The following is an 11,745-nucleotide window of genomic DNA, read 5'->3' as shown; positions in this document are numbered from 1 at the left end:
GCCGCCTGGCGGCTTCCCGATCACCTTGGTTGAAACCCTGACGTTTCACGGTGGCGCTTCACGCTCTGTGGACCGGTCCGGAAAGGCTCGCCGCCTGGCTGATGCTGCGCTACAAGCAGCGTCTGCGGACAGGGAAGGCAGGCCCGATGAAGACACAGGTTTCCACCCATCTCATCCATGAGAAAGACGGCAGGCACCTGATGATCCGGCGTGCGGGCAGTGCTTATTATCCCGGCTTCCTGAGCCTTGTGGCGGGTCACGTGGAGTCGCCCGAAGCCCCGCTGGAAGCCCTGCTGCGCGAGGCCGCGGAGGAAATCGGCGTGAGGCTTGCGCCCGGCGATGTGTCCTTTGCCAAGGTGCTGCACCGCCGCCTGCCGGACCGGATCTATATCGATTATTTCTTCAAGGCGGAGCACATGCCCGATGCCTTGCAGATCTGCGAGCCTGACAAGATTTCCGAAATCGGCATGTTTGACCTTCAGGCCGTGCGGGACCAGATCGTGCCCTATGTCTGGGCCGTCCTCACCAGCCCGCAGACCTATCAGGAGTTTGAAGAGGGCGGCCTTATGCCAAGGCTTTAGATGCTGATGCATCACGCCTTGAAATGGCTCAGGCTCTGCACGGGCCCTACCGTTTTCCGATGAGACAGGCTCATCGGGAAACGGTGTCAGTCCGGGCTGGCGGGGAAGATGAGGACGTCCACCGGGGCGGATTGCAGCACCTTGGCCGTGACGCTGCCAAGGATCATCCGTGCCAGCATGCCCTTGCCGTGGTTGGCCATGACAATGAGATCAGCCCCCGCCTCATCTGCCGCCTGCAGGATTTCATGCGCCTGGGTGGTTTCATCGTGCCGGACCATCAGCCCTGCCTGCAGGCCGCTGATCCCCTGGACGAAGGCGGCAAGGCGGCTGCGGGCGGCGCTTGCCTGATCCGACAGGTAGAGATCCCGGTCTTCCTTGTGCAGCGTGCCGGACATGGTTAGCCGGAGGGCCGGCACATCAAACACATGCAGCACGCTGGCCGGTGTTGCGGTGAGGCCAAGTGAGACAAAGCGGGAAAGCGCTGCGCGGGACTGGTCCGTCAGGTCCGTGGTCAGCAGCGCATGGCGCCAGGGGGCGGCCGGAGGGCCGTTGACCATCAGAACCGGGCAATTTGTGGTGCGGATCGTGCGTTCTGCCGTGGTGCCGGCGAAGGCATCACGCAGGACCTGCCGGCGGTGAGGGCCGAGCACCAGCAGGTCCGGCCGCCGCTGTTCCGCTGCCTGCACGATGCCGGAAAACGGATCAGCCAGAACCGTATCAACCGTGCAGGCGATGCCATCGGCCGCCCGCAGGGACTGGGCAAGGTCCATGAGAAGACTGCGTGTGTCGGACAATTCCCGGTCCACGATCCGCCGCGGCCGGTCGTCATCAACCACGTGGACCAGATCCAGGGCCGCGCCATGGGCCCGGGCCAGCAGCACGGCGCGGCGCAGCGCCCGGTCGGACCGTTCGGAAAAATCTGTCGCCAGCATGATCCGCTGAAGCACGGGCTGTCTCCCTTGGCTGTTCAGGTCGTCTTTCCATCATACGAGCACGCATTGGCAGCTTCTGAATTGATCCATCTCAATCAAACGATGTCAAACGCCGCTATGCTTCACCGAACTGAAGTCAGGGACAGTCAGGATGCCTTGCGAAACCTATCAGACCGTCCGGGAGGTCGCTGACCGCCTGAAGATTGCCGAAGCCACGGTCCGGCACTGGATCAAGGCCGGAGAACTCAGGGCCATCGATATCGGCAAGGGCTGGCGGATCGCGGATGCGGATCTGGCCGAGTTCCTGCGCCGCCATGAAACCGTGCCAAGGACCTGCGGACCGTCTGAAACGCCGCATGCGGAGGGGCAAAGCGAATGAGCGTTTTCACCGAAGTCTCGCTGCTTCTTGTGCTGGCTGCCGCCGTCGGCCTTGCCGGCACGCTGCTGCGCCAGCCGTTGATCGTCAGCTTCATTGCTGTCGGGCTGGTCGCCGGGCCATCGGCACTGGATGTCGTTCACTCCGGGGAGCAGATCAAGCTGCTGTCCGAACTCGGCATTGCGGTTCTCTTGTTCCTCGTCGGCATCAAGCTGGATGTGAAGCTCGTCCGGTCCCTTGGCCTTGTTTCGGTCATGACCGGCCTGGGGCAGGTGCTCTTCACCGCCTTCTTCGGCTATCTGATCGGGCTTGCGCTGGGCCTTGGTCATGTCACCAGCCTCTATGTGGCGGTGGCCCTGACGTTCTCCTCCACCATCATCATCGTCAAGCTGCTGTCCGACAAGCGCGAGATCGATGCGTTGCATGGCCAGATCGCCCTTGGTTTCCTCATCGTGCAGGATCTGTTCGTGGTCTTTGCCATGATCGTGCTGTCGGCCATCGGCATCGGTGCTGCCGGAGAAGGCGGGCATGGGGATGGCTCCATCGTCACCATCATGGGCGCTGGGCTTGCCATGGTGGCAGCGGTGGCATTGTTCGTGCGCTATCTTGCCAATCCGCTCACCGCATGGCTGGCCCGGGTGCCGGAGCTGCTGGTGATCTTCGCGCTTGCGCTGGCGGCCATGTTTGCAGCCATCGGCGATCAGATCGGCCTTGGCAAGGAAGTGGGCGGCCTGCTGGCCGGTGTGGCGCTGGCCTCCACCGCCTACCGGGAAACCATTGCAGCCCGGCTCGGGCCGCTGCGCGATTTCCTGCTGCTCTTCTTCTTCATTGCGCTCGGTGCCACGCTGGATCTGTCGCAGCTCGGCAGCCATGTGACCGGGGCCGTGGTGTTCTCCCTGTTCGTGCTCATCGGCAATCCGCTGATCGTTCTGGCGATCATGGGGGCACTCGGCTACCGCAAGCGCACCGGCTTTCTGGCCGGCCTGACGGTGGCGCAGATCAGCGAATTCTCGCTGATCTTCATTGCCATGGGCGTGACGCTGGGCCATGTGCCGGACGAGGCGCTGGGGCTGGTGACCATGGTTGGCCTCGTCACCATCGCCGCCTCGACCTACATGATCACCTATTCCCATCAGCTCTATGCCCTGTGCGAGCCCTGGCTCGGCCTGTTCGAGCGGCGCAATGCTCACCGGGAGGCAGGGGAGACGGCGGCTCTGCCCAAGGGGCGGTTCCAGATCATTCTCTTCGGCCTCGGGCGCTTCGGCACGGCCATCGGCATGCGGCTGCAGCGGCGGGGCATCCGGGTGCTGGGCATCGATTTCAATCCGCAGGCCGTGCAGCGCTGGAAGGAACTGGGCCTTGCCGCGGAATTCGGGGATGCGACCGATCCGGAATTCGTCGCCGAACTGCCATTGCGTGAGGCGGTCTGGATTGTCTCCACGGTGCCGATCCACCCGGCCGGCATCAGCCATGAGGATGCCCGCCGGACATTGATCCAGCTGACGCGGGCGGCTGGCTTTACCGGGCGCATTGCGGCGGCCTCTCATACCGCCCATGACACGGGCGTCCTGTCCGGTTCGGGCGTCAATCTGGTGCTGGAGCCGTTCCAGGATGCGGCGGACCGGGCGGCAGAGCTGCTGTGCGGTGCCGAGGAGGAGGAGCGGACCGAGATCCCTGAAATTGCCTCGGAAGGCCGCGCCACGGCCTGAGAAAGGATCTGAAAAGAGAATCGCATGGGGGCAAGGCCCTCTGACATCTGATGACGAAGGAGCCAGAGACTGCATGACCCTGACCTCTCCGCACAGCCAGACCGCACAGGCCTGCCTTGATCAATTGTCCGCAGGCCCCGGGGGGCTGTCCCCGGAAGAGGCGGCCAGCCGCCTGGAAACCCACGGCCCCAACCGCCTGCCGGAAGCTGCCAGGCGCAGCGCGCTTGTCCGTTTCCTCTCCCAGTTCCGCAATGTGCTGATCTATGTGCTGCTGGGGGCGGCTGTGGTGACGGCCCTGCTGCAGCACTGGATCGACACCGCCGTCATTCTGGCAGTGGTCGCGGGCAATGCCATGATCGGCTTCCTGCAGGAAGGCAAGGCGGAGGCGGCGATGGCCGCCATCCGCAGCATGCTGGCGCCGCGGGCGGCTGTCCTGCGCGGCGGGCAGCGCGTTTCGGTCGATGGCACGGCGCTGGTGCCGGGCGATGTCGTGCTGCTGGAGGCCGGGGACAAGGTGCCTGCGGATCTGCGGCTGCTGCAGGCCCATGGGCTGAGCGCGCAGGAAGCCATCCTGACCGGCGAATCGGTTCCCACGGACAAGACCGCCGCCCCGGTGGCGGAGAATGCACCGCTGGGGGACCGGCGGTCCATGCTCTGGTCCGGCACGCTGGTGACGCAAGGTTCCGGGCGCGGCCTCGTGGTGGCAACGGGTACGCATACGGAAATCGGCCGCATCGGCGGGCTTCTGTCCGGCGTGGAGACCTTGAAGACGCCGCTCGTGGAGCAGATGGATCACTTTGCCCGCTGGCTCTCGCTGCTGATCGTTCTGGCCGCCGCGATCCTGCTGGCCTGGGGGTATTTCCTCGGCGGCCATCCTTTTGCATCCCTGTTCATGGCGGTTGTCGGCGTGGCTGTGGCCGCCATTCCGGAAGGCCTGCCTGCCGTCACCACCATCACGCTGGCCATCGGCGTCAGGGCCATGGCGCAGCGCCATGCCATCATCCGCCGCCTTCCGGCCATCGAGGCCATCGGCTCGGTCTCGGTGATCTGCACCGACAAGACCGGAACCCTGACCCGCAACGAGATGGCGGTTGTCTGCGTCGAGACACCGGACGGCGTGTTCGAGGTGGAAGGCGACGGCTATGCCCCCTCCGGGGCGATCCAGCCGCGCGGAGATCTCTCGCATCTCGCCCGGACGGCGGCGCTTTGCAACGATGCGGCCCTTGCCTGCAAGGCCGGGCACTGGATCGTGGAGGGCGATCCGATGGAAGGGGCGCTGCTTGCGCTGGCGGGCAAGGCTGCGGGCGAGATCAATGCCGAGCGGCTGGATGTCATCCCGTTCGACAGCCGCCACCGCTATATGGCGGTCCTGGCGGAGGCCGGCGGCGAGCGCGTCACCCATGTGAAGGGAGCGCCGGAGCGGGTGCTGCGCATGTGCCACGGGATTGACCTGCCGCATTGGCATGACCGGGCCGAAGCCATGGCAAAACGGGGCTTGCGTGTTCTGGCCCTTGCCATGCGGCACGAGACGGGTCAGGAAATCGACCGGAACAGCCTTGACGGAAGCCTGACGTTCCTGGGCCTGGCCGGGCTTATCGATCCGCCGCGTCCGGAGGCGATCGAGGCCGTGGCCGAATGCCGGACGGCCGGAATCCGGGTGAAGATGATCACCGGTGACCACGCCGGAACGGCGGCGGCCATCGCCCGGCAGATCGGCCTTGAAAATCCGCACCGGGTGCTCACCGGCGCGGATCTCGACAGGCTGGATGACCCTCAGCTTGCCATGGAAGTGGTGGATTGCGATGTCTTCGCCCGCACCAGCCCCGAGCACAAGCTGCGGCTGGTTGCGGCCCTGCAGGCGCGGGGCCTGTCCGTGGCCATGACGGGAGACGGGGTGAATGATGCCCCGGCCCTGAAGCGTGCCGATGCGGGCATTGCCATGGGGCTGAAGGGCTCGGAAGCGGCCAAGGAAGCCGCCGATCTCGTGCTTGCCGACGACAATTTCGCCTCTATCGCCGCCGCTGTACGCGAAGGGCGCACGGTGTGGGACAATCTGAAGAAGGTGATCAGCTGGACGCTGCCGACCAATGCCGGTCAGGCCCTGCCGATCATTCTGGCACTGTTTCTCGGCCTTGCCCTGCCGATCACGGCCGTGCAGGTGCTGTGGATCAATCTGGTCAGCAGCGTGACGCTGGGGCTGGCGCTCGCCTTTGAACCCTCGGAGACCGGCACAATGGCGCGCCCGCCGCGCCGCCGTGATGCGCCGCTGCTGACGGGGGATCTGGTCTGGCACATCGTGCTGGTCGGCAGCCTTTTCGTTGCAACCGTTTTCGGCATGTTCAACTATGCGCTGGCGCGCGGCTATTCGCTGGAACTGGCGCAGACCATCTCGGTCAACACCGTTGTCGTGCTCGAGATTTTCCACCTCTTCTTCATCCGCAACATCTACGGCACCTCCCTCACATGGGCGGCGGTGAAAGGGACGAAGGTGGTCTGGACGGTGGTTCTGGCGGTCACCGCCGCGCAATTCGCCGTCACCTATCTGCCACCCTTGCAGATGCTGCTGGGGACTGAGGCCGTGCCTTTCCTGGACGGGCTTCTGATCGTCGGGGCCGGGGTGGTTTTCTTTGCCCTGGCGGAGATCGAAAAGCAGATCCGCCTTGGGTTGAAGGTCAGGCCGGGTAAGGCTTGACCGGCCCGTGCAGCGGCGGGTTTGCTGCGCCAGCCCGCCGCTCACCTGAACGTGTTCGTATCCTTAACGCACCGGTAATAACTTCGGTTGATCTTGACGCATATCCATGCAACCACCCGCTCCGGGGGGCTCAGGACCGGAAGCTGAAGATACTGCCAGAATGAGTTCGCTGTTCCATCTGCCCGGCACATCCATCCAACCCCAAGGCCGTTCGAGACAGGGTCTGCGGCCCTTGCGCAGGCTCATCCTTGCGGGCGTCATGGCGCTTGCCCTCGCCGGCTGTGCCGGGTCGGACTACGAAAACCTGTCACGCAATGCGCCGCGCCTTTCCAGCGCCACGATCTCCGAAATGGCGAAGAAGGACATGAAGCCGGAAAGTCCGGTGCTGGTCCGCATCTTCAAGCAGGAGAGCGAGCTGGAGGTGTGGAAGGTGGACAAGACCGGGCGTTATGCCCTGTTCAAGACCTATCCCATGTGCCGCTGGTCCGGGAAGCTGGGGCCGAAGCGCAAGCAAGGAGACCGTCAGGCGCCCGAGGGCTTCTATCATGTGTCGGCGGGGATGCTGAACCCGCAGTCGCAGTATTACGTCTCCTTCAATCTCGGTTATCCGAACCGGCTGGAATCGGCACTGGGCTACACGGGCGATGCGCTCATGGTGCATGGCGCCTGTTCCTCGTCGGGCTGCTATGCGATGACCGATCAGGCGGCGGGTGAGATTTATGCCATCGTGGCCAAGGCGCTGGCCTCCGGTCAGGCCGCGTTCCAGGTGCAGGCCTTTCCTTTCCGCATGACGGCAGAGAATATGGCGCTGCACCGGTCCGATCCGGAAATGCCGTTCTGGCGGACGCTCAAGGAAGGCTATGACAGCTTCGAACTGACGAAGCAGCAGCCGAAGGTGGCCGCCTGCGGCAGGCGCTATGTCTTCAACACCGAGTTCAAGGATGGCACGCCGCGCAATCCGCTGGCGCCGTGCCCGGAGGTGGCCGTTCCGCCGGAACCGGAACTGGTGGCCCAGCTGGACGCGGAAAAGCTGAAGGTGGACGAGGCGATTGCCTCAAGCCGCCGCGACCACGTGGTGTCCTATGTGGACGGCGGCATGCACCCGAGCTTCCGCGCGCTGCTGCGCCGTGACGGGCCGGAACAGTTGGCCGCCCGCACCTCGAGCCGCGCCTATCCGGTCAGCCGCCCGGAAGCCGCGCTGGCCGACCCCTTCAAGATGCTTGTGGAGCCGGAAGACCGGCACGTGAGCAAGGACTGAGCGAAATCCGAATGTACGAACGGGGAGCCCTGGCTCCCCGTCAATCTGCCGCACACCCCTCCACCGTCTTCCCGGCCAAGCGGAGCGCGAGCCGGGACCGGTGAGCCGGGGTGCGTGATGTTTGTCCCCGAGGAACATAGCTGATGGTCCGTGGCTCACCGGTACCGGATCTCCGCTTCGCTGCGTCCGGTATGACGAACGAGGGGTGAGGGTCTGTCAAAAAGGCAGCCGGGGAGCCTTGGCTCCCCGTTGTTGTTTTACGCTGGAACCTGCCGCAGCTGGCGGCCGGCGGTGAGGCTGGAGACGGCGGCAACGATCGAGGCCGTGTCGATGCCGAAGTGGCGGTAGAGATCGCCGATGGTGCCGGTCTGGCCGAAATGCTCCACACCGAGTGCCAGCGACTGGTGGCCGCAGACACTGCCGAGCCAGGAGAGCGTGGCCGGGTGGCCGTCGATCACCGTGACGAGCTTGCAATGGCGCGGCAGGTTCCACAGCAGGCGCTCTGCATGGCTTGCCGGGCCGAAGGGCGGCAGTTCGTCCTTGCGGCGCAGACGCTGGGCCGCCGTCCAGCCCGCATGCAGGCGTCCGGCGGAGGTGACCGCCAGCACCGCCACATCGCGGCGGCCTTCGCCGATATAGCCGGCAGCGGCAATGGCTTCCGGCGCCACGGCGCCCTGATAGGCAATCACCACCTCGCAGTTCGGCCCCGGCGGGCGCAGCCAGTAGGCGCCGTTGATGACATCGCCGGCGAAGCCTTCCCCCGCCGGAAGGGCGGCCTGTTCGATGGGCCGGGTGGTCAGGCGCAGATAGACCGCACCGCCTTTGGCATCCGGCAGCAGGTTCACCGGGTCCGGCGTCGCGTCACCCTCGCGCTGCATATAATCGAAGGCCCAGCCCATGATCAGCGCCAGCTCGGCGGCAAAGGCAGGCTCGAAGGCGGCCAGCCCGTCCTGCGACATGCCGATCAGCGGGGTGTTGATCGACTGATGCGCGCCGCCTTCGGGGGCAAGCGTCACCCCTGAGGGCGTTCCGGCGATGAGGAAGCGGGCATCCTGATAGCAGGCATAGTTCAAGGCATCGAGACCACGGCAGACGAAGGGATCGTAGACCGTGCCGACCGGCAGCAGCCGCTTGCCGAAGAGGGGCGAGGCAAGCCCTGCGGCGGCGAGTTGCAGGAAGAGGTTCATCTCGGCAATGCCCAGCTCGATATGCTGGCCTTCCGGGGCAAAGTCCCACTTCGCGGTGGAAGGAATGTTCTGGGCGCGGAAGAGATCGGCCCGGGCGTTTCGCGCCCAGAGTTTGCGCCGGTTGACCCAGGGGCCGAGGCCGGTGGTGCCGGTCACATCCGGCGACAGGGTGACGATACGCTCCGCCAGATCGCTCTGCTGGCGGCCGATGTCATCCAGAATGCGGCTGAAGGCCATCTGGGTGGAGGTCTCGCGTTCGCCGGACGGGGCGGGCAGGGCAGGGACGCTGACCCTGTCACTGCTGTGACGGCGGCGGCCAGCGGCGAAGAAGGGCACGGATTTCAGGAAGGCCTGCAGCCCGGCCCGGTCCTCTACACCGGCAAGAGGCTCCCATTCCTGCCCTTCCGGCACACCCATATGGGCCTGCCAGTCCTGCATCTGCGCCTTGGTCATCAGGCCGCCGTGGTTGTCCTTGTGCCCGGCAATCGGCGTGCCCCAGCCCTTCACCGTATAGGCGAGGAAGCAGACCGGCCGGTCATGGGTGATGCCGGCGAAGGTCTGCGCCATGGTCTCGACGCAGTTGCCGCCGAGGTTTTCCATCAGCGCGGCGAGGTCTGCGTCGCTGCGCCGGCCGATGAGCGCGGAAACATCGCCCTGATCGCCCAGATCATCCATCAGCCGCTGGCGCCAGACGGCGCCGCCGCTGAAGGTGAGGGCGGAGTAAAGCTGGTTCGGACAGGCGTCGATCCAGGCGCGCAGGCGCTCGCCGCCCGGCTCGGCAAAGGCGGCACGCTGCAGCACGCCATATTTCACCTTCACCACATCCCAGCCGAAGGCCTCGAAGATCTTCTCGATGCGGGCCCACAGGCCCTCATGCACCACGCCGTCGAGGGACTGGCGGTTATAGTCGATGATCCACCAGACATTGCGCAGGTCGTGCTTCCAGCCTTCCTGCAGGCACTCGTGCACATTGCCTTCGTCCACCTCCGCATCGCCCATCAGCGCGATCATGCGGCCCTGGCGCAGATCCTTGCCCCAGGGCTTGCCGGAGATATAGTCCTGCACGATGGAGGCGAAGGAGGTGATGGCAACGCCAAGGCCGACGGAGCCGGTGGAGAAATCCACGTCATCCACGTCCTTGGTGCGGCTCGGATAGCTCTGCCCCCCGCCATAACCGCGGAAATTCTCCAGCTTCTCGCGGGCGATGTTGCCCATCAGGTAGTGCATCGCATGGAACACCGGCCCGGCATGGGGCTTCACCGCCACTCTGTCTTCCGGCCGCAGGGCCGAGAAATAGAGCGCCGTCATGATCGACACCATCGAGGCTGACGAAGCCTGATGGCCGCCGATCTTGATGCCATCCGCCTTGGGCCGCAGATGGTTGGCGTTGTGGATCATCCAATGCGACAGCCAGAGCAGGCGCTGCTCGATGGTCTTGAGATGCTGATGGGACATGGTTGTTCTCTCCTTCCGGCATCCCATCATGGGATGAAGCGGGGGAGTGTGTCCTTGCTATTTCCGCCTTTCAGGTTCAGTGTTTTGCCGGTTTTCTCCAATTTTGGAATTTGAGTGGTGGAAACAGCCAGAATTGATGAATTTGATGTCCGTATCCTGCGGGAGCTGGGCGCCAATGGCCGCCTGACCGTGCAGGAGTTGAGCGAGCGGGTGGGGCTGAGCCCCACGCCTGTGGCAAGGCGCGTGCGCCAGCTGGAGGCGGCGGGCATCATCACCGGCTATGCCGCCCTCATCGACGAGGCGGCGCTGGGCTTTTCCGTTTCCGTCTTCGTGTCGGTGAAGCTTGACCGGCAGGTGGATCAGGCGCTGGCCCAGTTCGAGGAGGCGGTGCGCGCCTTCCCCGAAGTGCTGGATTGCTGGCTGATGACGGGCAACCGGGACTATCTGCTGCGGGTGGTGACGGATGGACTGGCCGGATTCGAGGCGTTTCTCACCGGCCGCCTGACAAAGCTTGCCTGCGTCTCCAGCATCGAAAGCTCCATCCCCCTGCGCCGCGTCAAATCCGGCATCAGCCGCACACCGTGACGCCTGCCTCCCGAAGCTGCATCGATTTCGGGCGGCGGTTCGAAAAGCGCGCTGCACTTTCCGCCGAATTGATCTACAACGCTCGCCCACTGACTGGAAAACAAGATTGGTCCTCAAAATGAAGTCCTTTGTCCTGACCCTGTCCTGCGAAGACCGTCCGGGAATCGTGGCCGCCATCACCACCGAGCTGGCTGATCTTGGCGCCAATATCGCCGAGAGCGATCAGTTCTGGGACCGGGTGACCAACCGCTTCTTCATGCGGATCGAATTCATCGTGCCGGATGAGACCACCCGCGATGCGATTGCCAATGCCATCTCGCCCGTGGTGAACCGCTTCGACCTGAAGACCGAACTCACCGACATGTCGCGCCGCAAGAAGATGATCATCATGGTCTCGAAGTTCGACCATGCGCTGTTGCATCTTCTCTATCAGATCCGCGTCGGCTGGATGGATGCGGAGGTCGTCGCCATTGTCTCCAACCATGAGGACAGCGCCCGCACCGCCACCCACGAGGGCATTCCGTTCCACTACTGGCCGGTGACCAAGGCCAACAAGGCCGAGCAGGAAGACAAGCTGCTGGCGCTGGTGAAGGAGACCGGTGCCGATCTGGTGGTGCTGGCCCGCTACATGCAGATCCTGTCCGACACCCTGTCCAAGCGGCTGTTCGGCAAGGTGATCAACATCCACCACTCGTTCCTGCCGAGCTTCAAGGGCGCGCGGCCCTATCATCAGGCGCATGAGCGCGGCGTGAAGATGATTGGTGCGACGGCTCATTACGTGACCGCCGATCTCGACGAAGGCCCGATCATCGAGCAGGACGCGGAGCGGGTGAACCACTCGTTGTCGGCCAATGATTTCACGGCCCGCGGCCGCGACATCGAGGCGCGGGTGCTGGCCCGTGCCGTAAAGTTCCACCTGGAAAACCGGGTGATCATCGTCGGCAACAAGACCATCGTCTTCAACCGCTGA

At 64.7% G+C, this 11,745-nt stretch carries 9 protein-coding genes; 7 read left to right on the top strand and 2 right to left on the bottom strand.

The genetic code is table 11. The annotated features are described in order from the left end of the window. The first annotated feature begins 50 nt into the window (after window positions 1-50). Window positions 51-581: an NUDIX domain-containing protein gene (locus tag IF10I1_RS02860; RefSeq protein ID WP_186392358.1), complete on the top strand. Its 531-nt coding sequence runs from the start codon at window positions 51-53 to the stop codon at window positions 579-581. A gap of 86 nt (window positions 582-667) precedes the next feature. Here the strand turns inward: IF10I1_RS02860 and IF10I1_RS02855 are convergent, their stop codons facing one another. Further along, window positions 668-1,528, bottom strand: a complete 861-nt coding sequence (locus tag IF10I1_RS02855) for a universal stress protein (protein WP_208977116.1) — start codon at window positions 1,526-1,528, stop codon at window positions 668-670. 136 nt (window positions 1,529-1,664) lie between these two features. Here IF10I1_RS02855 and IF10I1_RS02850 point away from each other — a divergent pair, with 136 nt between their 5' ends. The 4 genes from IF10I1_RS02850 (at window position 1,665) to IF10I1_RS02835 (ending at window position 7,548) form a co-directional block, all read left to right on the top strand. Beyond that, window positions 1,665-1,892 (top strand): helix-turn-helix domain-containing protein, encoded by a 228-nt coding sequence (locus IF10I1_RS02850; protein WP_050473851.1) that lies wholly within the window; start codon window positions 1,665-1,667, stop codon window positions 1,890-1,892. Beyond that, a complete protein-coding gene (locus IF10I1_RS02845; RefSeq protein WP_050473852.1) occupies window positions 1,889-3,598 on the top strand; it encodes a cation:proton antiporter in 1,710 nt (569 codons plus the stop codon). The genes IF10I1_RS02850 and IF10I1_RS02845 overlap by 4 nt, the downstream gene beginning before the upstream one ends. A gap of 73 nt (window positions 3,599-3,671) precedes the next feature. Then, on the top strand, window positions 3,672-6,290 hold the full coding sequence (locus tag IF10I1_RS02840; protein ID WP_186392359.1) for a cation-transporting P-type ATPase: 2,619 nt from the start codon (window positions 3,672-3,674) through the stop codon (window positions 6,288-6,290). 160 nt (window positions 6,291-6,450) lie between these two features. Beyond that, window positions 6,451-7,548, top strand: coding sequence for a L,D-transpeptidase family protein (locus IF10I1_RS02835; protein ID WP_371328525.1), 1,098 nt, complete (start codon window positions 6,451-6,453; stop codon window positions 7,546-7,548). Between the two features lie 257 nt (window positions 7,549-7,805). Here the strand turns inward: IF10I1_RS02835 and IF10I1_RS02830 are convergent, their stop codons facing one another. Continuing rightward, the gene (locus IF10I1_RS02830; RefSeq protein WP_186424350.1) at window positions 7,806-10,190 is read right to left on the bottom strand and encodes a transketolase; all 2,385 of its coding nucleotides are present in this window, start codon (window positions 10,188-10,190) and stop codon (window positions 7,806-7,808) included. A 114-nt stretch (window positions 10,191-10,304) separates the two neighbouring features. On the opposite strand from IF10I1_RS02830, the gene IF10I1_RS02825 reads away from it, so the two are divergent. Both IF10I1_RS02825 and purU read left to right on the top strand, forming a co-directional pair. Continuing rightward, window positions 10,305-10,775 carry an Lrp/AsnC family transcriptional regulator gene (locus IF10I1_RS02825; RefSeq protein ID WP_186392361.1) on the top strand — a complete coding sequence of 157 codons (471 nt, stop codon included), beginning with the start codon at window positions 10,305-10,307 and terminating at the stop codon, window positions 10,773-10,775. 118 nt (window positions 10,776-10,893) lie between these two features. Then, window positions 10,894-11,745: a formyltetrahydrofolate deformylase gene (purU, locus tag IF10I1_RS02820; RefSeq protein WP_186392362.1), complete on the top strand. Its 852-nt coding sequence runs from the start codon at window positions 10,894-10,896 to the stop codon at window positions 11,743-11,745.

The organism is Pannonibacter sp. I15F10I1, from assembly GCF_900185665.1.
GTDB classification, from domain to species: domain Bacteria; phylum Pseudomonadota; class Alphaproteobacteria; order Rhizobiales; family Stappiaceae; genus Pannonibacter; species Pannonibacter indicus.
This window is presented reverse-complemented; position numbering and strand designations above follow the sequence as displayed.

Excerpts from the sequence above, each read along its gene's own strand:
- IF10I1_RS02840 (WP_186392359.1), top strand. The coding sequence starts at position 3,672 with ATGACCCTGACCTCTCCGCACAGCCAGACCGCACAGGCCTGCCTTGAT.
- purU (WP_186392362.1), top strand. The coding sequence starts at position 10,894 with ATGAAGTCCTTTGTCCTGACCCTGTCCTGCGAAGACCGTCCGGGAATC.
- IF10I1_RS02845 (WP_050473852.1), top strand. The coding sequence starts at position 1,889 with ATGAGCGTTTTCACCGAAGTCTCGCTGCTTCTTGTGCTGGCTGCCGCC.
- IF10I1_RS02835 (WP_371328525.1), top strand. The coding sequence starts at position 6,451 with ATGAGTTCGCTGTTCCATCTGCCCGGCACATCCATCCAACCCCAAGGC.
- IF10I1_RS02830 (WP_186424350.1), bottom strand. The coding sequence starts at position 10,190 with ATGTCCCATCAGCATCTCAAGACCATCGAGCAGCGCCTGCTCTGGCTG.
- IF10I1_RS02850 (WP_050473851.1), top strand. The coding sequence starts at position 1,665 with ATGCCTTGCGAAACCTATCAGACCGTCCGGGAGGTCGCTGACCGCCTG.